Source organism: Streptomyces sp. Je 1-4 4N24, from assembly GCF_026239515.1.
GTDB lineage: Bacteria > Actinomycetota > Actinomycetes > Streptomycetales > Streptomycetaceae > Streptomyces > Streptomyces nigrescens.
Window position 1 is genome coordinate 3,684,915 of the sequence record NZ_CP110836.1, and the last position, 20,938, is coordinate 3,705,852.

18 protein-coding genes are annotated in these 20,938 nt (G+C 71.2%); 9 read left to right on the forward strand and 9 right to left on the reverse strand.

The window, feature by feature from the left end; genetic code table 11:
- The first annotated feature begins 73 nt into the window (after positions 1–73).
- Positions 74–841 (forward strand): TetR/AcrR family transcriptional regulator, encoded by a 768-nt coding sequence (locus tag SLV14N_RS15700; RefSeq protein ID WP_208681451.1) that lies wholly within the window; start codon positions 74–76, stop codon positions 839–841.
- 68 nt (positions 842–909) lie between these two features.
- Here the strand turns inward: SLV14N_RS15700 and SLV14N_RS15705 are convergent, their stop codons facing one another.
- Entirely contained in the window at positions 910–1,905 is a 996-nt protein-coding gene (locus tag SLV14N_RS15705; protein WP_263269733.1) for an esterase-like activity of phytase family protein, read from the reverse strand.
- 143 nt (positions 1,906–2,048) lie between these two features.
- Here SLV14N_RS15705 and SLV14N_RS15710 point away from each other — a divergent pair, with 143 nt between their 5' ends.
- Positions 2,049–2,750, forward strand: coding sequence for a GDSL-type esterase/lipase family protein (locus SLV14N_RS15710; protein ID WP_263273172.1), 702 nt, complete (start codon positions 2,049–2,051; stop codon positions 2,748–2,750).
- Positions 2,751–2,769: 19 nt separating this feature from the next.
- Here the strand turns inward: SLV14N_RS15710 and SLV14N_RS15715 are convergent, their stop codons facing one another.
- Complete coding sequence (locus SLV14N_RS15715) at positions 2,770–3,357, reverse strand: TetR/AcrR family transcriptional regulator (RefSeq protein ID WP_263269734.1); 588 nt, start codon at positions 3,355–3,357, stop codon at positions 2,770–2,772.
- Between the two features lie 361 nt (positions 3,358–3,718).
- On the opposite strand from SLV14N_RS15715, the gene SLV14N_RS15720 reads away from it, so the two are divergent.
- Positions 3,719–4,717, forward strand: a complete 999-nt coding sequence (locus SLV14N_RS15720; protein WP_208681459.1) for an aldo/keto reductase — start codon at positions 3,719–3,721, stop codon at positions 4,715–4,717.
- A gap of 228 nt (positions 4,718–4,945) precedes the next feature.
- Here SLV14N_RS15720 and thpR read toward each other — a convergent pair whose 3' ends face one another.
- From thpR to SLV14N_RS15735, 3 genes are all read right to left on the reverse strand, one after another.
- Complete coding sequence (thpR, locus tag SLV14N_RS15725) at positions 4,946–5,515, reverse strand: RNA 2',3'-cyclic phosphodiesterase (RefSeq protein ID WP_208681462.1); 570 nt, start codon at positions 5,513–5,515, stop codon at positions 4,946–4,948.
- A gap of 85 nt (positions 5,516–5,600) precedes the next feature.
- Positions 5,601–7,085 (reverse strand): MFS transporter, encoded by a 1,485-nt coding sequence (locus SLV14N_RS15730; RefSeq protein WP_263269735.1) that lies wholly within the window; start codon positions 7,083–7,085, stop codon positions 5,601–5,603.
- Between the two features lie 27 nt (positions 7,086–7,112).
- The gene (locus SLV14N_RS15735) at positions 7,113–7,577 is read right to left on the reverse strand and encodes a MarR family winged helix-turn-helix transcriptional regulator (RefSeq protein ID WP_018089673.1); all 465 of its coding nucleotides are present in this window, start codon (positions 7,575–7,577) and stop codon (positions 7,113–7,115) included.
- Positions 7,578–7,707: 130 nt separating this feature from the next.
- Between SLV14N_RS15735 and SLV14N_RS15740 the strand changes: the two genes are divergently transcribed.
- Complete coding sequence (locus tag SLV14N_RS15740; protein ID WP_026169636.1) at positions 7,708–7,899, forward strand: ribbon-helix-helix protein, CopG family; 192 nt, start codon at positions 7,708–7,710, stop codon at positions 7,897–7,899.
- Here SLV14N_RS15740 and SLV14N_RS15745 read toward each other — a convergent pair.
- Positions 7,892–9,364, reverse strand: coding sequence for an NCS2 family permease (locus SLV14N_RS15745; RefSeq protein WP_208681465.1), 1,473 nt, complete (start codon positions 9,362–9,364; stop codon positions 7,892–7,894). The two genes, SLV14N_RS15740 and SLV14N_RS15745, sit on opposite strands and share 8 nt — an antisense overlap.
- 302 nt (positions 9,365–9,666) lie before the next feature.
- On the opposite strand from SLV14N_RS15745, the gene SLV14N_RS15750 reads away from it, so the two are divergent.
- The 4 genes from SLV14N_RS15750 to lepB all read left to right on the forward strand — a co-directional run bounded on the left by SLV14N_RS15750 (position 9,667) and on the right by lepB (position 13,936).
- Entirely contained in the window at positions 9,667–9,924 is a 258-nt protein-coding gene (locus tag SLV14N_RS15750; protein ID WP_018089676.1) for a DUF2530 domain-containing protein, read from the forward strand.
- Between the two features lie 110 nt (positions 9,925–10,034).
- Complete coding sequence (locus SLV14N_RS15755) at positions 10,035–12,449, forward strand: HAD-IC family P-type ATPase (protein ID WP_263269737.1); 2,415 nt, start codon at positions 10,035–10,037, stop codon at positions 12,447–12,449.
- A gap of 170 nt (positions 12,450–12,619) precedes the next feature.
- Complete coding sequence (locus SLV14N_RS15760; protein ID WP_208681471.1) at positions 12,620–12,805, forward strand: hypothetical protein; 186 nt, start codon at positions 12,620–12,622, stop codon at positions 12,803–12,805.
- A 267-nt stretch (positions 12,806–13,072) separates the two neighbouring features.
- Entirely contained in the window at positions 13,073–13,936 is an 864-nt protein-coding gene (lepB, locus tag SLV14N_RS15765; protein ID WP_263269738.1) for a signal peptidase I, read from the forward strand.
- A gap of 4 nt (positions 13,937–13,940) precedes the next feature.
- On the opposite strand, the gene SLV14N_RS15770 is transcribed toward lepB, so the two are convergent.
- Positions 13,941–14,261, reverse strand: coding sequence for a hypothetical protein (locus SLV14N_RS15770; RefSeq protein ID WP_263269739.1), 321 nt, complete (start codon positions 14,259–14,261; stop codon positions 13,941–13,943).
- A gap of 310 nt (positions 14,262–14,571) precedes the next feature.
- On the opposite strand from SLV14N_RS15770, the gene SLV14N_RS15775 reads away from it, so the two are divergent.
- Positions 14,572–15,744, forward strand: coding sequence for a helix-turn-helix domain-containing protein (locus SLV14N_RS15775; RefSeq protein WP_263269741.1), 1,173 nt, complete (start codon positions 14,572–14,574; stop codon positions 15,742–15,744).
- Positions 15,745–15,868: 124 nt separating this feature from the next.
- Here SLV14N_RS15775 and SLV14N_RS15780 read toward each other — a convergent pair whose 3' ends face one another.
- Positions 15,869–19,156, reverse strand: coding sequence for a sacsin N-terminal ATP-binding-like domain-containing protein (locus tag SLV14N_RS15780; RefSeq protein ID WP_263269742.1), 3,288 nt, complete (start codon positions 19,154–19,156; stop codon positions 15,869–15,871).
- A 599-nt stretch (positions 19,157–19,755) separates the two neighbouring features.
- Positions 19,756–20,661: a DUF3027 domain-containing protein gene (locus SLV14N_RS15785; protein WP_208681477.1), complete on the reverse strand. Its 906-nt coding sequence runs from the start codon at positions 20,659–20,661 to the stop codon at positions 19,756–19,758.
- Positions 20,662–20,938 lie beyond the last annotated feature (277 nt).

Below are 20,938 nucleotides of genomic sequence, written 5' to 3' on the forward strand. Positions count from 1 at the left end.
AACTGGGTACACCGTACCCTATTGCGCGTACGCCGTACCCAGTTTTTGGGCGGCGGCATAGGATGGCCGCACGATGACGACGACAGAACACAGCGGCAGCGGCGATGTCTCACGCAGCCTGGAGCTGCTCTGGGGCCTCGGCGAGCGGCCCAGCCGCGGCCCCAAACCGGGCCTCACCCTCGACCGCATCGTCACCACGGCGGTGGCGGTCGCCGATGCCGACGGGCTCGGCGCGCTGTCCATGCGCCGGGTCGCCACCGACCTCGGCGTCGGCACCATGTCCCTCTACCGCTACGTCCCGGGCAAAGCCGAACTCCTCGACCTGATGCTCGACAAGGTTGCCGAGTTCGACGCCGACGCCCACCCCGACCCGGCCACCGGCTGGCGCCCCGCGATGGAGGCCCTCGCCCGCGGCAGCCGGCGGCAATACGAACGACACCCCTGGCTGCTCCAGGTCGACCAGGCCCGCCCGCTGCTCGGCCCCAACTCCCTGGACTCACTGGAGTACTCGGTGCGCGCCCTGGCCGGCACCGGCCTGACCGACCGCGAGAAGATCCACGTACTGGTGACCTTCGGCGGCTTCCTCACCGGCATCTCCCGCACCGAGCTCAACTCCGCCCTCGCCGAGCAGCGGACCGGCATCAGCAACGCGGACTTCTGGCAGTCACAGGAGCCGGTGCTGTCCAAGGTGATGCTGAGCGGCCGTTACCCCGCCCTCGCCGCTCTGGACGAGAACACGTTCGCCGGCGACGACAGCTCCGTCTTCGAGCTGGGCCTGGCCGCGCTCCTGGACGGCATCGCGGCACTCATCGCCACCCGCACCGCCCCAACGGACACATGATGAGGTGACGCAACGGGCCGGAAAAGCACCTGGGGGCCGTCTCCCCGATCTCCGCGGGGAGACGGCCCCTACCGCCGCCGCACCAGCCTGCGGAGCGCGACGACCAGCCCTGTGGCCAGGGCGAGGACCATCGCCCCCTTGAGGAAACTCGGGTCCAGGTCCGTGCTCGAACCCCCCTTCCCCTCCTGGCCGTTGGCGCCGTCGCCGTTCGCCGGATCGTCCTTGGCCGCGTCCGGCAGCTGCTCGTCGCTCAGCCCGACCGGCTCGACGGCACTGTCGCCGCCCTCGGAGCCGTACATCAGGGTGCGGCCGTCCGCGGAGAAGGTGACCGATTCGCCCTGCTGCTGGACCGGTACGCCCACGCTGCCGAGGTCCTTCGGGCGGCCGTCCTGCCAGCGGTAGATCCGGGAACCGAAGTAGCTGCGCAGCACCAGACGGGTGCCGTCGGGGGAGAACGCGCCGTCGGTCACCCACAGATCGACCGGGCCGACCTTGCGGAAGGTGTTGGCGCCGGAGGCGGTGAGCTGCCGCGGGCCCTCGTAGAGGGCGCCACCGCCGCCCTGCTTCTTGCTGGCGAGATAGACCCGGCCGGTCTTCGGGTGCACCATCATCGCCTCGGCGTCCCGCGGCCCGTCGGCGTATTTCACCACGAACTGGGTGGCGGTGACGGTGGTGTCGCGCAGCCGCTTCGGCTCGGGGAAGCGGTAGATCCAGACGTGGCTCCAGCTGCCGCCGAGGTTGTCGCCGATGTCACCGACGTAGAGGTCACCGTCCGGACCGGCCGAGATCGCCTCGACATCGCGCGGCGCACCGACACCGCGCAGCGTGATGCGGGCGACCGTACGGCCGGACTTGCCGTCGACGGCGTAGAGGTACGGGCCGTCGTCACTGTCGTTGTGGGTCCAGTAGATCCCGGGGTGCGTGCGGCTGGCGGTCAGCCCGCTGGACTCGGTGATCCGGGGATCGCCGATGGTGAAGCCGTCGGGCTCGTCGGCGGCGGCGGGAACGACGGCCGCCGACCACAGGATTCCCGCGGCACCGGCCGCGCACAGAAGCGAACGCATGGGCACAGACTGCCATCCCGGGCCGTGGTGCGGGGGCACGGTGGCCGCCCTGCCCCCGGCGCTCCGTGCCGGACGGGCGCGGAGTGTCCAGCGTCACGTACCGGCCGGTAAGGATTCTCGGCCATCATGTCCGGATGAGGATCATGTTCGTCGGTGACTCCATGACGATCGGCAGCACCGGCGATTTCACCTGGCGTTACCGCATGTGGCGGCACCTGAACGCGGCCTTCGACGGGCCGTACCGCATCGTCGGGCCGCGCCACACGCTCCATGAACCCACCGAGGGCACGGACACCTCATCCGCCTATGCCGACCCCGGCTTCCCCGCGGAGGCCCGCCGTCATCTCGCCGGCTGGGGCGAGGGCTGGCTGCACATGGCCCCGCTGATCGGTGACGCGGTGCGCCGGCACGAGGCCGACACCCTGCTGGTCTCGCTCGGCCTGATAGACCTCGGTTTCTATACGAACGCCGAGCAGACCGCGGAGAACGTACGGCGGTTCGTGGCAGCGGCACGGGAGGCGGCGCCGCACCTGCGGGCGGTGCTGATGCCGGTGATCCCCAATGTGCGGGCGGCGGCGGACGCCGCGTTCGGTGCGGAGTGCGCACGCTTCAACGAGCTGCTGGCCAAGGCCGTCGCCGACCTCTCCACCCCCGCCTCGCCGTTGCTGCTGGCCTCCGAACCGGCCGGGTGGGAGACCGGTTGCGCCACATACGACGGCACCCATCCGTCGGAGTGGGGAGAGCACCTGCTGGCCGGGGCGTTCGCCGATGCGATGCACCAGGCGTGGGGCGTCGGCGGCGCGTACTCCGCCGGCCCGCCGGCGGGGGCCGTCCCGTCCCCGTGAGGCCCCCGGCCGGTGACGGTCAGGAGACGGCCGCGGCCGTCCAGGAGTCGGCCAGCGCACACAGCTCCGCCAGCGCCGCCTCGGTGCGCACGCGGTCACCGGTGACCAGGAAGTCGGTCCGCAGACCCGCGTAGGCACTGTTCAGGAAGGTGGCGTGGACCCGCGCCGCCTCGGGGGCGAGACCGCGGGCCCGCAGGGCGCCGGCGACGAACTCGGCACGGTCCGCGAGGAACTTGGGAACCCGGCCGCCGAGCCGGCCGGCCGCCGCCAGCCCCTCGATCTCATGGATGAGCCGGGTCGCACCGAGGTTGCCGGGCTCCAGATGACGCCGCCAGGAATCCCGCACGATCGCGCCGATGCCCAGCGAGGCGTCGTCCCAGCCCTCGGTGGCCCGCAGTTGCCCGTGCTGGATCTCGTCCAGCCGCTCCAGTACGGCCGTCAGCAGATCGTCCTTGTCCGCGAAGTGGTGGGTGAGCACCCGTGTGCTGTGCCCGAGCGCCTGGGCCAGCGGACGCAGGGAGAGGTTGGAGATCCCGGTCTCGGCGAGGTGGCCGATGGCCGCGTCCAGGATCTCGGTACGGCGGCGGGGGTCGCGGGGCCTGGCCATCGGTCGGACTCCTCGTGGTGCGGGGATCTCTGGGCGGTGCGGCGATCTCGGGGGGGGGGACGCGCGGAGTGCTCCGGGTCTTCGGGCCCCTGACGGACCCTTTGACAGACCCTTTGACGGGCCCTCTGACGGACCCCTCTGACGGGACACCACCCACCCTAATTAGGGAAACGAATGTTTCGTTAATGGGTGTGTCACACCGGTCGCGCTGCTGCTCTTCGCCGCGGCCGGGCGCCGGGATCCCCGCCCCGTCCCGCCGCGGCAAGGCGCCCTCGCGCACCCGGTGCGGCCGCCGCAACGCTCACCGCCACCCCGAACGGTCCTTGCTTCGAGTGCACTTCAAGGCGTTGGCTGAGCAACCATGAAGTACACGCAGCTCGGACGCACCGGACTCAAGGTCAGCCGACTCGTCCTCGGCACGATGAACTTCGGGCCTCAGACGGAAGAGGTCGACAGCCACACCATCATGGATGCGGCGCTCCACGCGGGCATCAACTTCTTCGACACCGCCAATGTCTACGGCTGGGGAGCCAACAAGGGCCGTACGGAGGAGATCGTCGGCTCCTGGTTCGCCCAGGGCGGCGGCCGGCGGGACAAGACCGTGCTGGCCACCAAGCTCTACGCCAACATGTCCCCGGACGACGGCAAGGTCTGGCCCAACCACGACAAGCTCTCCGCGCTCAACATCCGGCGGTCGGTGGACGCCAGCCTCAAGCGGCTGGGCACCGACTACATCGACCTCTACCAGTTCCACCACGTCGACCGGGACACGCCCTGGGACGAGATCTGGCAGGCCATGGACCTGCTCGTCCAGCAGGGCAAGATCCTCTACGTCGGCTCGTCCAACCACGCCGGCTGGCATATCGCCCGCGCCAACGAGACCGCCGCCCGCCGTGGCTCGTACGGCCTGGTCAGCGAGCAGTGCCTCTACAACCTCGCCGAGCGCCGCGCCGAGATGGAGGTCATCCCGGCCGCCGAGGGCTACGGTCTGGGCGTCATCCCGTGGTCCCCGCTGCACGGCGGGCTGCTGGGCGGCGCCCTCCGCAAGGAGCGCGAGGGCGGCGCGGCCCGCTCGGTCGCCGGCCGCTCCGCCGACTCGCTCGCCAACTCCACGATCCGTTCCCAGATCCAGTCGTACGAGGATCTGCTCGACAAGCACGGTCTGGAGCCCGGTGAGGTGGCTCTGGCATGGCTGCTCACCCGGCCCGGTGTCACCGGGCCGATCGTCGGCCCGCGCACCGCGGACCAGCTCGCCTCCGCGCTGCGGGCCGTCGAACTGACCCTCCCGGACGAGCTTCTCGCCGCACTCGACGAGATCTTCCCCGGCCCCGGGCCGAGCCCGGAGGCCTTCGCCTGGTGAGGGGGCCGAGGGCCCGGCGGACGGTTCCGGCCGTCCGCCGGGCCCTCGGCGGGGGCGGCCGCGGCGGTCGTCAGCCCAGCGCCGCCGCCACGATCACGACGACGAGCAGTACGGCGAGCAGACCGGACATGATCCGGTTACGGGTTTTGGGATCCACCCTCTGAGCGTAACCGGGGCAGATCCGAACGTTTCAGCGGGCCGGGCGCGGGCGGCCGTGCGGGGGGGGCTTCAGTGGCCCAGCGGCCAGGAGCCGACCGTTTCGTACCGGGGCTGCGCGCCCGCCACGCCGGGCACGGGGGGATGGCTGCGCTCCAGCGCGAGGGTGCCGACCGTCCAGGCGGTGCCGGCGAATTCCTTGAGGGCGGTCGCGTACGGGCGCAGGTCCAGGCCGGGGACGCGGTTCCGGGCGAGGGTGAGGTGCGGGGTGTACGGGCGGTGCTCCTCGTCCATGGCGAGCCCGGCCCGGCGGGCCGCCGCGGAGGCCGCGTCGGCCAGGATGCGCATGGCGGGGCGGTCGCCGTCGGCCCCGGCCCACACCACCCGGTCCGAGAAGCGGCCGCCGCCGGCGATCCGCAGCTCGTAGGGGTCGCGGCGGTGGGCGGCGCGCGCCAGTCGCTCGGACAGCTCGGGGACGGTCTCCTCGGGCACCTCACCGTAGAAGGCAAGGGTGAAGTGCCAGCTGTTCCGGCCGGTCCACCGCAGCCGGTCGGCGGCCGGGAGCTTCTTCAACTGCGCCACCTCGGCGGCCAGTTCCTCGATCGCGGAAGCGGGGGGCAGGACGGCGGCGAAGAGTCTCATGCGGCCAGTGTGGCGCAGCGCACCGGCCGTCCGGCGGACACGGCGTGCTCCGGCCCGGCCCCGCGGGGCCGGGCCGAGGAGTGCGCTACACAGCCGGCGCCAGCTTCTGCTTCTGCTCCTTCTCCTGCCCCTGCCCTTGCTCCTGCTCCTGCTCCTGCTCCTGCTCCGCGGACGGATCGGGGGCGGGGCCCCGGGGCACAAAGACGAGGTGCTGATGCCCGCGGCGCAGGTCGATCTTGAGCCGCAGACCGCCCACCCTCGCGAGGATCAGGCCGATGAGGACGGCGGCCGCCAGGGAGACCGCGCCGCCCGCCATGAAGCCGATCCGCGGGCCGAAGCTGTCGGTGATCCAGCCGACCAGTGGTGCGCCGAGCGGGGTGCCGCCCACGAAGACCATCATGAACAGGCTCATCACCCGGCCGCGCATCAACGGATCGGTGGCCATCTGGACGCTCGAATTGGCCGTGACGTTGATCGTCAGGCCGACCGTGCCGATCAGCACCAGCAGCGCCGCGAAGACCCAGAACGACGGGGCGAGCGCGGCCGCGATCTCCAGGACGCCGAAGAGCATCGCCGCGCCCACCAGCAGCCGCAGCCGGGAGCTCGCGCGGCGGGCCGCGAGCAGCGCGCCGATCAGCGAACCGGCCGCCATCAGCCCGTTGAACAGCGAGTACGTCCCCGCGCCCTGGTGGTAGACGTGGTGGACGAACGCGGTCAGCCAGATCGGGAAGTTGAAGCCGAAGGTGCCGATGAAGCCGACCAGGACGATGGGCCAGAGCAGGTCCGGGCGGCCCGAGACATACCGCAGGCCCTCCCGCAGCTGGCCCTTGCTGCGCGGGACACGGTCGACCTTGTGGAGTTCGGCGGTGCGCATCATCAGCAGGCCCGTGAGCGGGGCGATGAACGAGAGGCCGTTGAGCAGGAAGGCCCAGCCGCTGCCGAAGGCGGTGATCAGGACGCCGGCGACGGCGGGCCCGATCAGCCGCGCGGACTGGAAGTTGGCGGAGTTCAGGCTGACCGCGTTGCGCAGCTCGTCCTGGCCGACCATTTCGGAGACGAAGGCCTGCCGGGAGGGGTTGTCGAGGACGGTGACCAGGCCGAGGACGAAGGCGACCAGGTAGACGTGCCAGACCTGCACCTGCCCGCTCAGCGTGAGCGCGGCGAGGGCCAGGCCGGTGAGGCCCATGGCGGACTGGGTGAACAGCAGCAGCTTGCGCTTGGCGAAGCGGTCGGCGATGACGCCGCCGTAGAGCCCGAAGAGCAGCATCGGCAGGAACTGCAGCGCGGTGGTGATGCCGACCGCGGTGGACGAGCCGGTGAGGCTGAGCACCAGCCAGTCCTGGGCGATGCGCTGCATCCAGGTGCCCGTGTTGGACACCATCTGGCCGGTGGCAAAGAGTCGGTAGTTGCGTATTCGCAGAGAACTGAACGTGCCCTTGCGCGGTGTGGCGGCGGGGCCTGCGGCGACACCCGGGTCCGTGCCCGGAGTGGTCGCGGTCGCGTCGTCGGAAACCGTGTCTTCGTGGGAGTTCGGTGCGGGGGCGGAGTGTGCTCCGGATCCCGTACTCAAAGTGGGTTCGCCTCCTCGGCCTCGGTTCTACAGCTGTGCGAGCTTCTCCAGTACGGGCGCGGCGGCCCGCACCTTCGCCCACTCGTCCTCGTCCAGCCCGGAGGCCAGCTCGGCGAGCCAGGCGTTGCGCTTGCGGCGGCTCTCTTCGAGCATCGCCTCGGCCTGCTCGGTCTGCGTGACGACCTTCTGGCGGCGGTCGTCGGGGTGCGGTTCGAGCCGGACCAGTCCCTTGGCCTCCAGCATGGCCACGATGCGGGTCATCGACGGCGGCTGCACATGTTCCTTGCGGGCCAGCTCGCCGGGGGTGGCGTGGCCGCACCGGGCGAGGGTGCCGAGCACCGACATCTCGGTGGGGCTCAGCGATTCGTCGACCCGCTGGTGCTTGAGTCGGCGCGACAGGCGCATCACGGCGGACCGCAGAGCGTTCACCGCGGCCGCGTCGTCAGGGGGCACCTCCGGCCCGTCGGGCTGGAGGGAGGACAGTTCCGGCATGGTCTTTAGCATAACTCATTACCCTTTCTAAGGAAAGCCAAGGGGCGCCTTCCGTCCCGGGTCACCCATATGAGTGAGGACGCGGCCGAAAGTGACGCGCCTGACCGCGTACGGACGGGACCGTGTCCGGATGGGATCGCAAGTGCTCAGCCTGCGGGTGGACGGGGAGCTGTTGGAGCGCATTCGGCAGCACGCCGCAAAACGCGGAATGAGCGTCCAGGACTATGTGGTCCGGACGCTCATCCGCGAGGATTTCGACGAGCGGTTCAAGTCCTCCGTCGACGAGACGGAGAAGCTGGGAGTCCGCTGGCCGGCTACTTGACCCCGAGCGCCTGCTCGATCGGGTCGAGCAGGAAGTAGACCAGGAAGCAGAAGCCGACCGCGTTGAGCAGCCAGGGGATCTCCTTGACCCGGCCGGTCGCCGCGCGCAGCAGGATGAAGGCCAGGACGCCGATCCCGATGCCGTTGGTGATGCTGTAGGTGAACGGCATCGAGATGATCGTCAGGAACGCCGGGATGCCGATCGTGAAGTCGCCCCAGTCGATGGCCTGCACGTTCGAGGCCATGATCAGGAAGCCGACGACCACCAGCGCGGGCGTCGCGGCCTGCGAGGGGACGACGGTCGCCAGCGGCGTGAAGATCAGCGCGAGCAGGAAGAGGCCGCCGGTCATCAGGTTCGCGAGGCCGGTACGGGCGCCCTCGCCGACGCCGGCGGTGGACTCCACGAAGCAGGTGTTGGCGGAGGCGGAGCCGAAGCCGCCGCCCGCGACCGCGATGCCGTCGACCATCAGGATGCGGCCCATGCCCGGCAGCTGGCCGGTCTCGTTGTCCAGCAGACCGGCCTCCTCGCCGACGCCGATGATGGTGCCCATCGCGTCGAAGAAGCCGGAGAGCAGCACGGTGAAGACGAACAGGCAGCCGGTCAGCACGCCGACTTCCTGGAAGCCGCCGAAGAGGCTGATCTGACCGATCAGCCCGAAGTCCGGGGTGTCGATGATCTTTTCCGGAACGTTGGGGACCGCCAGGCCCCAGGACGCGTCCGGGATCTCGACGAGGGCGTTGATGACGACCGCGACGACGGCCATCGAGACCATGCCGATCAGGATCGCGCCCCTGACCTTGCGCACGATCAGGACGAACATCAGCGCCAGCCCGATGATGAAGACCAGCACCGGCCAGCCCTTGAGCTGTCCGCCCTGCCCCAGACCCATCGGGACGGTGGTGTGCGCGGCGTCCGGGTTACGGGTCACAAAGCCCGCGTCGACCAGGCCGATCAGCGAGATGAACAGGCCGATGCCGATGGCGATGGCCCGCCGCAGTCCGTTGGGGATCGCGTCCATCACCCGCTGCCGCAGACCCGAGGCGACCAGGAGCATCAGCACCAGACCCGCGAGCACGACCATGCCCATCGCGTCCGGCCAGCTCATCTTGGGGGCGAGCTGCAGCGACACCACGGCGTTGATGCCGAGGCCGGCGGCGATGGCGATCGGGACATTGCCGATGAGGCCCATCAGGACCGTGCTCAGTCCGGCCATCAGCGCGGTGGCGGTGACCAGCTGGGCGTTGTCGAGCTGGTGGCCGAACTTATCTACTCCGGCGCCGAGAATGATCGGGTTCAGCACGATGATGTAGGCCATCGCGAAGAACGTCGCCAGACCGCCGCGCAGTTCACGGCCGACCGTCGACCCCCGCTCGGAGATCTTGAAGAAGCGGTCGAAGCCGTTCTTGGCAGGCTGCGGACCTGGGCTCTTGAGGGGGTCGACCGGCGTGGTGGCCGAGGGGGACATGCGGGACCTCAGTCGGACGGGCCTGGGCAGGCGCGGGGGCCCGAGGGCCCGGAACACGTACAGAAGGAGAAGGAACTGGATCAGGTTGGAGGAAGAGACGATCCAAACCAGCCGTATCCAGAAAGGTTCAGTATGAATAAACAATGCGTTGATCGCTATCTCCGCGCGTAGACCCATGGGGCACATGGCCCTGGGCAGCCGCCGCACGCCCGCCGCACGCCCTCCCCGCCCCGCTCCCGGCCACCGGCCACTGCCCACCGCCGCCCGCGGAGCGCTCATCCGGCCCCCGTAAGCTGAGCACCATGTGGAAGAAGTCCGAACTGCGCGAGGCCCCGGCGCCTCTCGAGGGCCCCGTCGTCGGCACGATCACCGGCGGCACCATCATCTGGTTCGTGCTCTTCCTCGGCCAGCTCCCCTTCTACGGCTGGTTCGCCGACAACGGCCACTCCTGGTGGGTGTGGACCTGCCTGGCCGGCGGCGGCCTGGGCCTGGTGGGCATCTGGTACGTCCGCGGACGCGATGCCGCACTCAAGCGCGCCGCGGCGGCCGACCGCTCCTGAACTCCGCGGCGCCCTCCCCCGGCAGTCCGCCCCCTTGGGAGTGTCTTCCCCTGAGCCCCACCCGCCCGGCCAGCGGGTGAAGTGCGCATTCCGCCCGTAACGTCGAGGGCATGACGGAGCGGGCGAGGACCGACGTCGAGCAGTCCGGGCCGGGTGGTGAGCCCGCCCGGCGGGCCGCTCAGGAACCGGTCAACCCCGGCCTGACCACCGCCGAGGTCGCGGAGCGGGTCGCCCGGGGCGAGGTCAACGACGTCCCCGTACGGTCCTCCCGCTCGGCCGCCGAGATCGTCCGCGCCAATGTCTTCACCCGCTTCAACGCGATCATCGGCGTGCTCTTCGTGATCATCCTGGTCGTCGGCCCGATCCAGGACGGCCTGTTCGGGTTCGTGATCGTCGCCAACACCGGCATCGGCATCGTCCAGGAGCTGCGCGCCAAGAAGACCCTGGACAACCTGGCGGTCATCGGCGAGGCCCGACCGACCGTCCGGCGCGACGGGGTCATCGAGGAGATCCCCACCTCCGCGGTGGTGCTCGACGACATCATCGAACTCGGGCCCGGAGACAAGGTCATCGTCGACGGCGAGGTGCGGGAGAGCGACAGCCTGGAGATCGACGAGTCACTGCTCACCGGTGAGGCCGATCCGGTCCTCAAGAAGCCCGGTGAGCAGGTGATGTCCGGCAGCTTCGTGGTCGCGGGCGGCGGCGCCTTCACCGCGACGAAGGTCGGCCGGCAGGCGTACGCGGCGCAGCTCGCCGAGGAGGCCAGCCGGTTCACCCTGGTCCACTCCGAACTGCGGACCGGCATCAGCCAGATCCTCAAGTACGTGACCTGGATGATGATCCCGACCGCGATCGGCCTGATCCTCAGCCATCTGGTCACCCTCGGGCTGCCGGGCGACGAGGCGATCCGCCGGATGGTCGCCGGGATCGTGCCGATGATCCCGGAAGGCCTGGTGCTGCTCACCTCCGTCGCCTTCGCGATCGGCGTCATCCGGCTCGGCCGCAAGAAGTGCCTGGTCCAGGAGCTGCCCGCGATCGAGGGCCTGGCGCGGGTCGATGTGGTCTGTCTGGACAAGACCGGCACGCTCACCGAGGGCGGTATGGACGTCAACGGGCTGCGGACGCTAGACGGCGACGAGGCGTACATCCGGCAGGTGCTGGGCGCGCTCGGCGAGTCCGATCCGCGGCCCAATGCCTCCCTGCAAGCGATCATCGAGGCGTATCCGACGGACGGCGGCTGGCGCTGCCTCCAGTCGCTGCCGTTCTCCTCCGCCCGGAAATACAGCGGCGCGTCCTTCAACGGCCCGGACGGCGAGAGCAGCACCTGGCTGCTCGGCGCCCCGGACATCCTGCTGCCGGCCGACGACCAGCGGCTCGCCGAGACCGACGCACTCAATGCCCAGGGCCTCCGCGTCCTGCTGCTGGCCCGCGCCGAACGGGAACTGGACGACCCCGAGGTCACCCGGGGCGTCCGGCCGACCGCGCTGGTCGTCCTGGAGCAGCGGCTGCGCCCGGACGCCCCCGACACGCTGCACTACTTCGAGGAGCAGGGTGTCCGGGCCAAGGTGCTCTCCGGCGACAACGCGGTGTCGGTGGGCGCGGTGGCCGGCAAGCTGCGACTGCCGGGCGCGGACGCCCCGGTGGACGCGCGCGAACTGCCCGGCGAACGGGCCGCGATGGCGGCCGAGATCGAAGAGGGCGCGGTGTTCGGCCGGGTCACCCCGCAGCAGAAGCGGGACATGGTCGCCGCGCTGCAGTCGCGCAGCCACAACGTCGCGATGACCGGCGACGGCGTCAATGACGTGCTGGCCCTCAAGGACGCCGACATCGGCGTCGCAATGGGCTCCGGCTCCGAGGCGACCCGCGCCGTCGCCCAGATCGTGCTGCTCAACAACAGCTTCGCCACGCTGCCTTCGGTCGTCGCCGAGGGCCGCCGGGTCATCGGCAACATCACCCGCGTCGCCACCCTCTTCCTCACCAAGACGGTCTACTCCGTCCTGCTGGCGATCCTGGTGTCCTGCTGGCAGATCCCCTACCCGTACCTGCCGCGGCATCTGACCCTGCTGTCCACCCTGACCATCGGCATCCCCGCGTTCTTCCTCGCACTGGCCCCCAACAAGGAACGCGCCCGCCCGCACTTCGTCCGCCGAGTGATGCGCTACGCGATCCCGTCCGGCCTCATCACGGGCGCCGCCGCCTTCACCACCTACCTGCTCGCCCGCAGCTACTACACCGGCCCGGACGCGCTGCCCGCCGAGACCAGCGCGGCGACCCTGACCCTCTTCCTCACCGCGATGTGGGTCCTGGCGATCATCGCCCGCCCCTACACCTGGTGGCGGATCGCCCTGGTCCTGGCGATGGGACTCGCCTTCGCCATCGTCCTGGTCACCCCGTGGCTACAGGACTTCTTCGATCTGCGGCTGGTCGGCACGACGATGCCCTGGGCGGCGGTCGGCATCGCGGTGGTGGCGGCCGTGCCGCTGGAACTCACCTGGCGGTGGGTGGAGCAGCGGTTCCCGGCCTGACACACCCACCCACGCCCGCAAGGGCGTACCGGCCCCCGGGAAGGGCGTACCGGCCGGGAGCGACGTATCGACCCGGGAACGGCGTATCGACCCGGGAACGGCATATCGGCCCGGTCACAGAAACCGGACCGGCATGGCGTCCCCCTCGCCTCCCGCCCACTCTCCGCCCCATGACCTTCAACCCGCGGGACCTCCCATACGAGGTGCTGGCCCGCACCCACCACTCCCACCACTACCACTCCGGCAACAGCTCCTACGGGGGCGACGGCGTCCTCGACTGGTGGGAGTGGCTGATCCTGGTCGTCGGTGCGGTCGCGGTGATCTGGGCGCTGGTGAGGAAGTTCAGCTCGGACTGAGCACTTCCCCGCGCTCACCGCCCTCGCCACCGCCTCATCAACCACCGGCGACTCACCAAGTGAGCCGACGTCCAGGAACCGCGTAGGAATCGCATCGGGCCGGACGTCGTCCCCGGTGGCTGTCACGGTCCCGGGAAAAGACCGAGATGTGGCTGATACATGACCTCGGGACGATCGAAACGCATGCCGCTTAACGTGCGGGATGCGTGCGTCTGTCGGCGGGCCCGGGGCGGGCCGACGGTCCGGGGAGTGTCGACGGTCCGGGGAGTGTCGACGGCCCCGGAACGGCCATGGGACGAGGAAGCGAGCGGCAGCGTGAAGAAGGCAAAAAGGCAGCGTGGATTCTGGCAAGAGCTGCCGATTCTCGTCGTTATCGCTCTTCTCCTCGCCCTGCTGATCAAGACCTTCCTGGTGCAGGCGTTCTTGATCCCGTCCGACTCGATGCAGGACACCTTGCAGCGCGGGGACCGGGTCCTGGTGGACAAACTGACGCCATGGTTCGGCTCCGAGCCGGAGCGCGGCGAGGTCGTGGTCTTCCACGACCCGGGCGGCTGGCTCAACGAGGCGCCGTCCCCTGAGCCCAATGTTGTCCAGCAGTTCCTCAGCTTCATCGGCCTGATGCCGTCAGCGGAGGAGAAGGACCTGATCAAGCGGGTGATCGCGGTCGGCGGCGACACGGTCGAGTGCCACGGCACCGGCCCGGTCAAGGTCAACGGCAAGGCGCTGAAGGAGGATTCGTACCTCTTCCCCGGCAACACTCCCTGCGGTGACAAGACATTCGGGCCGATCAAGGTTCCCAAGGGAAGCATCTGGGTCATGGGTGACCACCGTCAGAAGTCCCAGGACTCTCGTTACCACACGAACCTCAAGGGCAACGGCACCGTCGAGACCAAGCAGGTCGTGGGACGTGCCTTCACGATCGCATGGCCGATCAACCGCTGGTCGTGGCTGCCGGTGCCGGACACCTTCGACCAGCCCGCGCTCAACAAGGCCGTCGCGGCGACTCCGGCGGCGCTGGGCTTCGCGGGCGCGGTGCCGATCACCGTTTGGCGCCGCCGGAGGCGAGCCGCGCGAGCGGCGAACCCCAAGAACCCTGCCTCGAACCGAGCGGACGGCCGGACCGCGCAGTAGCGCCCTACGCCTCATTCCCGCCCTCGTCGTCCAGCGAGCGGTCAACGGAACGCATCCGCGCACCTCGGCTCTCCGCGACGCGCCGCACATCCCGCAGGCAGTCGGTCAGCCCCCGGGCCAGAAAGCGCAGTTCCCGGTTGCTCGCCCGCTGACAGGCGAGCAGCTCGTCCGCGTGACCGATGAGTTCGTCGGCCATGCCGAGTTGAAGGCGCTCGATGTCATCGGCGACGCGGGAGACGTAGCCCGTGCCTTCCCCCAGGAGATAACAAGGGTTGCCGTCAGCACTTGACCAGGGCAGCAGCCGCGCGCTGGTGGGACGCTTCACGACGCGGCCACCTCCACCCCGTGGTTGCGCCCGGCGAGGGGACGAACGAGAACCCTGCGGCGCCCCGAAACCGGTAACAGGCTTCGCAGCAACGACTCGACGATGTGGACAGTGCGTCGGAACATGGCGTCAACCTCCATGGGGTCCCGGCCGGGGGCGGCGGAAACCGCGTCAGCTCGCGTAATCAGTCAACGACAGAACGCAACCGGGAATGTGCACAGGAAGTGCACAAGGGCGGCGCGCGGGTAGGTGCCCCTGCGAGCATGAAGTTCCGACCAACCAGACGAACTCGACTGGGAAGTAACGGCGCATGAGTGCAGAGATCACCGCTCCTGGACCGGGCGCGAACGTGAAGGTGCTGCGGCTCGAACGAGGCTGGCTACAGGACCATCTGGCAGGCAGGGCCCGGATGTCGACGTCGATGCTCGGCAAGATCGAGCGAGGCGAACGACCGCTCACTCAGGGCATGGGAGCAGTCCTCGCCAACGCCTTCGGCATCACTCTGGACGAACTGCTGGGGCAGGTCCCCGTAAACGCCGGGGACCAGGACCGGTTGACGGAGTTGAGGGCCGCGATGCGGCGCTTCGACCTCCCGGCCGACGAGCCGGTTCGGGAGGACCGCCTCGCGTACGACCTCGGCGAGTTGTTCCGGCTTCGCGGGGATGCCGACCTCTCGGCCGTCACACACCAGCTCCCAGGGCTGCTGCGGCGTGTACAGGACCGGGCACACGCCACCGGACTGCCCGAGGACTGGTCGAAGGTCGCCGAGGTGTACAGCGCGGTCTACTGGCTGGCAGCCCGCCACCGCTGGATGACTCTGGCAGAGCTTGCCGTGGTCAGGCAGCGGCAGGCGGCAGAGCGTGCGAACGCCTTGACACTCGCCGTGGCCGCCCGGGACGAGGCCGGGACGTTCCTGAACGGAGGTGACTTCGCCGGGGGGCTGGCCGTGGTGGACCGGGCCCTCGTTCAGGCCGAATCGGGCATGCGGGGCAGGACCCGCCACCTCGCTCTGGGCCTGCTCCATCTCCGGGGAATGACCCTGGCCGGTCGACTGCGGGACAAGAAATGCGTCGAGCGGCATATCAAGGGTGCCCGGAAATCCGCCGCGGTCATCGACTCCGACGTCAATGTACACGGAATGCATTTCGGCCCGGAGAACACCCTCGTCCACGTTCTGGCGACCCACGTCGACCTCAAGAAGAACGCCGAGGCACTTGCCGAGGGCGAGAGGTATCTGCGGGACGGACACACCCTGCCGGCCACTCGGATCGCCCCCCTCCACATGAATATCGCCAGGGCCAAGTTGGCTCTCAAGGACCGGGACGGTGCGGTGGATTCGCTGGCCGAGGCGTGGGACATCGCTCCGCAGATGGCGAAGGTCCATCCCACCAGCCTGGAATTGAGCCGAGTCCTCGTTTCCCTGCACAAGCGGAGCAATCCGAAAGTCACTGCGCTCGCCAAAAGGGCGGGGATCAAACTCTGAGTGGCAGTAATTCGCGACCGCCCCCTGATCCGCCGGCAGCCGGGGCCTGCCGCCCCGCCCCGGACCGCACTCCACACGGCCGGCCCCCGTCACACCCGCGACGGGGGCCGCCCCCACTCCCGCCTCAGTCGAACCACCGCGCCCGCGCCAGCTCCTCCCCCCGTTCCGGGTCCTCCAGGAGGGCCGCGACCTCGAAGCGGCGGGGCCACTGGGCCGTGGCCCAGGCGAGGCCGGCTGCCACGCCTTCCAGGGTCGCGGCGTGCAGGGTGCCGTCGGGCGTGTAGCGCCAGTCCAGTTCGGCGGTCTCGTCCGGGCCGTCGCCGACGAGCAGTTCCTCGTGCTCCTGGTACGCCTCGGGGGTGGCGGCGCCGAGCAGGACGCGGACGGCCTCGGGGACCTCGTGCCGGACGCCCTCGGAGCGCACCTCGGCGCTGACCGCCTCGCTCAGCCGCCGTACCTGCAACAGCTCCGCCAGCTCGGCGGCGCGGGCCGGGCGGACCGGCAGCAGGGCGAGGCCGGCCGCCAGCGGGACCAGGTCCGGGGCGTCGGCGACCACCGCATCGGCCGCGTCGACCACCCGGACCTCCTGGTCGAGTACGGTCCGCAGCTCGTCCGGCAGGGTCACCTGATCCGGGTCCAGGTCGGCGAGCAGGCCGTAGAGCGCGTGCAGCTGTGCGGCGCCGACGGTCAGGTCCGGGTCGGCCAGCCGGGCCAGCAGCTCCGCGGCGCCGCCCGGCTCGTCGAGGAGCGCGGCGACGGAGGTCCGTACGCCGAGTGCCCGCAGCACCTGCGCATCGACGTCGCCCGCGTCCGCCGACTCGTACAGCCCGGCCAGCAGCGGGTCGCCGCCGGCCGACCGCAGACCGGCGGGCCGGCGCCCGTCCAGCACCGGGTGTCCGCGCAGCCACCAGGCGGTGTACGGGCGGACGGATTCGGTGGTGCCGTCGGGGAGCAGGACGCGCACGGGCGCGGTCAGGGCGTCGCGCAGCGGGGGCTGGGACAGCATCGCCAGCACCTGGGGCCAGGCGTGGTCGTCGACCAGGTCGAGGTCGCGGACCGCCACCAGCTCGGTCACCACCGGCGGGACGGGGGTCTCCGGCAGCGCGTCGAGGATGTCCTCACACCACACATCCACCGCGTCCAGCAGCCCGACGTCGTCCGGCTCGGCGAAGTCGCCCTCCCGCGGCTCCATTTCGTCCGGGTCGAGTACGACATCGGTGGCCCGGACGAGCGCGAAGTCGGCCATGACGCCCACGGCAGTCAGTGGCTGCTCGCCCCACCGCGCGGCCAACTCCCCCTCACAGGCCGCGATTTCGCCCTCCCGGATGACGCGCTCGAAGTCGCTGCCCGGGAACACCAGCTCACCCGCCGGCGCCGGCTCACCGTCCTCGTCGGGCAGTGCGAGCGCCCCGAGCCAGGGCTCGTCGCCCGGCATGAGGTTGGCGTCCCGGACCAGGCCGAGCACCGTCTCCGCCAGCTCCTCCGTGCCCAGCGGGGCCCCCGGCCCGCCGCCCAGCTCGTCGGCGAAGACGTCATACGCGTCCTCGTCGGCCTCCAGCGAGTTCGCCACCGCCGCCCGCACCTGGGGCGTGGTCAGCACGGCGCGCGGGGCGGCCGGGGTGGCGCCCAGCTTCTCCAGCAGCGGGTGCACCGCGTCGGGGTGGGCGACCTTCAGGCCGAGCCGGGCGAGCGTACGGTGCCGTGCCGCGGCGTCCTCGTCCGTGCCGCCGCCGGGCAGCGGCAGCAGCACCTGACGCGGCCCGATCGTGGTCCGTACGCCGCCCTGCGCCCCGCCGGGTCCCTGGCCGGCCGTGCCCGCCAGCGGCACCGGCAGCCCGCTGAGCCGGTCCGGGTCGGTACCGGCCAGCGCATCGTAGAGCCGCCACCACCAGCCGGGCGGGCGTTCGACGCCCGCCAGCCGGTCGATCATCTCGCCGAGCGGCACCCGGGCCACGCCCAACGCCCGCAGCTCCGGCCGGCGTTCGAGCCCGGCCGGCAGCAGGCTGGGGAACAGCTCGGCGAGAACGCCCACGGCCGCCGCGCCCGCGCCCTCCACCAACTCGGCGTCCACCGGGCGCAGGACGTAGCGGTCCACCCCGCCGTCGCCCTCGTCCCACTCGTCCGTCGGCGCTGCCTCGGGCTCGGCCGTACGCCCGCCGGCCGGTGCGCCCGCGCTCGGCAGGAACCGCACCCGCGGCAGCAGTTCCAGCACCTGCCGGCGCAGCTCCCCGTCCAGACCGCCCTTGCCCAGCGGGCCCGGCACCAGATCGAGAGTGCCGACGGACACCGGCTGCCAGTCGCCCAGCAGCGCCGCATACGTCCCGGCCGCCCGCCCCACCAGGAAGTCCGTCAGCGCACCCGGCGCGACATGCCGGCGGGTCGGCTCCAGCGGGAACGACGCGATCAGCAGCGCGGGCAGCCCCAGCGGCTCATCCGTCGGCGTCGGGGCGTGCACCACCGCCGCCGTCCCCGGCCGCACCGGTGCGCCCTCGCCGTCCACGGGCACCGCCCAGGTCACCGACCAGGCCGGCCGCAGCCGCTCCTCGACCGGCCGGTCCGCGAGCAGCGCCGGGTCCAGCGGACCGCCGTCGCTCGCCACCCGCCACCGGGTGGCGCCCCGCTCACTGTCCTCGATCAGGACGTACGGGCCGTCCTGGCTGCGCCGCAACTCCCGTACGCCCTCCGGGGTCTCGACCACGACCTCGGCCAGCCCCGGCAGCGTCAGCAGCAGCGCCGCATCGATCCCGTTCAGCAGCCGCTCGGCGAGATCCTGCGCGGCGACGTCCCGCAGCGGCAGCACGACGGCGGTGTCATACCCCTCGGGCGCGCCGCCCTCCGCGGGCAGCGGCAGCCGCAGCAGCGGGACATGTCCGTCCCGGCGGCGCAACTCACCGCCCAGACCCGGGCTGTGCGCCGCCACCTCCTCCGCCAGCGCCCGCGCCTCGGCCAGCGACCAGCGGACCCCGCCGGTCCGGCCCACCAGCGCCGGCTCGTCACTCACCGACAGCACCGCGGCGAAGCCCACACCGAACCGGCCGACCGCGCCGGCCGCCACACTGGACTCCCGCTTCGCGGAGGCCCGCAGCGTCGACAGCGACTCGACGCCGGTGGCGTCCAGCGGAGCGCCGGTGTTGGACGCGACGAGTACGGCGGGCGCGTCGCCGTTGGCCGCGTGCAGGGTCAGCCGGAGCCGGCCGGGGACGCCGGCGCGGGCCGCCGCGTCCGCCGCGTTCTGCGCCAGCTCCACGGCGAGCCGGTCGCGGTAGCCGCCGAGCGCGAGGTCCTCCTCGGCGTTGGCATCCTCCCGGAACCGGGCCGGCGAGGCGGCCCAGGCATCCAGCACGCCACGCCGCAGCCGGGCCGTCCCGAACGGGTCTCCGGCTGCGCCTCGCACCCACGACGTCGCTGTCACTGTCGGTCTCCCTTAAATGTCGGTGGGCCGACGGTATCGCCCCACGTTGTCGGGTGCGGCGCCGTGTCGGCTTCCGCCTGTCCCGCCTGTCGGCGGGGGGTGTGTATGGGGTGGGGCCCCGGTTGTGGTGGGTGCCGGGTTCGGGGCCTCCGGGGTGGGTGTTCGGACTGCTTCGCTTTACGTCCGAACACCCACCCCTCCGGCCCCGCCCCCTCCCGTACGCGAGGGGACCCCACCCCGGTGGGGGTGAAGAAAACAAAAGACCAGTAGCTCGCCCGCGCCACGATGCGGCCGAGCTACTGGTCTTTAAAAACCCTCACCCCCACCGGACGGGGGCCGCCATCCGGACGGGAGGGGGCGGGCCGGAGGGGCCTGTGTTGTGGACGTAAAGCGAAGCAGTCCACAACACAGGCCCCGGAGGCCCGCACCCGGCACCCACCACCAACAACAAGCGGCCCCCGCCCAAACACCCCCACCCCCGCCGACAGGCGAAGACAGCAGAGGCACGGCGGGCCACCCGACAACGTGGGAAGCGGGGCTACGAGCCCAAAGAGGCACGGCGGCCCACCCGACAACGTGGGAAGCGGGGCTACAAGCCCTCAGCTGTGACCTAGCTCCTCGGCCGGCGCGGTCTCCTCGACCGACCCCCCGTCCCGCTCGGGCCGCAGCGACAGCGGCTCGACAACGGTCTCGTCGACAACCGGCGCGGCCGGCCGCGGCGGTTTGGGCATGACGGCGGCCTCGGAGTGCGCTCCGCACCCGTACGCGAGGGACACCACCCGCCCGTCCGCCGGGGAGAACTCGTTGGCGCAGACGCCGAACGCCTGGCCCAGTGAGCCGGGCAGCTGGGTGAGGAAGCCGCAGGTCACGCAGGTGGCGGGGGCTGCCTGGGCCATGGCGGTCTTGGCGCCGTAGGCCTCTTCCCAGCGGTCGGCGGCGGTGTGCAGGCCGTAGCGGGACAGCACCCGGGCACGGCGCATGCCCAGTTCCTCGGCGACCGCCGCGATACTGCCGCGCTCGGGGGCGGGCTGGACGGCGGGCGAGCCCGGGAGGACGTCCGCCTCCTCGGAGTCGGCGACCTCGGCGGCCATACCCTCGGCGACCGGGGAGTTCGGCGGCGGGATGTCCTCGCCGGTGAAACCGGGCTCCAGGCGCAGGTCGTCGGCCTCGGTGGGCAGCAGATCGCCAGGGCCCATGTCGCCGGGGCGCAGCCGCTCGCTCCACGGCACCCACTCCGGCGCGAGGAGGGCGTCGGGGCCGGGCAGCAGGGCCACCTCGTCGAGCGTGACGATCTTGGCGCGGGAGGCCCTGGCGACCGTCGCGGCCCAGCGCCAGCCCCGGTAGCCGGGCTCGTTGCAGGCGAAGAGGTGGGTGACGACGCGGTCTCCGTCGGCGACGACATCGATGTGCTCGCCGACCATGCCGGGCAGTGCGGCTTCCTCCGCCGCCGCCCGGGCGAGGTCGACCGCCTCGGCGCACAGGCGGTCAGGGGTACGGCTTCGCATCGCAGCACTCACAAGAATCGATTCTCTCTTCTACGCCGTCTCACGAGTGCGCCAGCCGGAGCTGTCCTTGTCCTGTCCGGACGACCGGCGGTGCCGGGGCGGGCGGAGCGGACCAGGGGACCGCGTCGACGTCCGCGCCCGGTCGTTTCGGTCGAGCGCACCTCTTACGTCCCATTCTGCGGGATCGCGATGAGGCACGCGGCCAAGAACGACCGCCGGTGGCGCGCTACACACGCTACCCCTTCAACGGTGGACGACCCCTCGGTGGGAGCGGCAA

Coding starts and splice junctions, on each gene's coding strand:
- SLV14N_RS15735 (WP_018089673.1), bottom strand. CDS start 7,577: ATGCCGGAACTGTCCTCCCTCCAGCCCGACGGGCCGGAGGTGCCCCCT.
- SLV14N_RS15715 (WP_263269734.1), bottom strand. CDS start 3,357: ATGGCCAGGCCCCGCGACCCCCGCCGCCGTACCGAGATCCTGGACGCG.
- SLV14N_RS15775 (WP_263269741.1), top strand. CDS start 14,572: ATGAGTGCAGAGATCACCGCTCCTGGACCGGGCGCGAACGTGAAGGTG.
- SLV14N_RS15755 (WP_263269737.1), top strand. CDS start 10,035: ATGACGGAGCGGGCGAGGACCGACGTCGAGCAGTCCGGGCCGGGTGGT.
- SLV14N_RS15760 (WP_208681471.1), top strand. CDS start 12,620: ATGACCTTCAACCCGCGGGACCTCCCATACGAGGTGCTGGCCCGCACC.
- SLV14N_RS15745 (WP_208681465.1), bottom strand. CDS start 9,364: ATGTCCCCCTCGGCCACCACGCCGGTCGACCCCCTCAAGAGCCCAGGT.
- SLV14N_RS15740 (WP_026169636.1), top strand. CDS start 7,708: ATGGGATCGCAAGTGCTCAGCCTGCGGGTGGACGGGGAGCTGTTGGAG.
- SLV14N_RS15700 (WP_208681451.1), top strand. CDS start 74: ATGACGACGACAGAACACAGCGGCAGCGGCGATGTCTCACGCAGCCTG.
- SLV14N_RS15750 (WP_018089676.1), top strand. CDS start 9,667: ATGTGGAAGAAGTCCGAACTGCGCGAGGCCCCGGCGCCTCTCGAGGGC.
- SLV14N_RS15705 (WP_263269733.1), bottom strand. CDS start 1,905: ATGCGTTCGCTTCTGTGCGCGGCCGGTGCCGCGGGAATCCTGTGGTCG.
- SLV14N_RS15785 (WP_208681477.1), bottom strand. CDS start 20,661: ATGCGAAGCCGTACCCCTGACCGCCTGTGCGCCGAGGCGGTCGACCTC.
- thpR (WP_208681462.1), bottom strand. CDS start 5,515: ATGAGACTCTTCGCCGCCGTCCTGCCCCCCGCTTCCGCGATCGAGGAA.
- SLV14N_RS15710 (WP_263273172.1), top strand. CDS start 2,049: ATGTTCGTCGGTGACTCCATGACGATCGGCAGCACCGGCGATTTCACC.
- SLV14N_RS15720 (WP_208681459.1), top strand. CDS start 3,719: ATGAAGTACACGCAGCTCGGACGCACCGGACTCAAGGTCAGCCGACTC.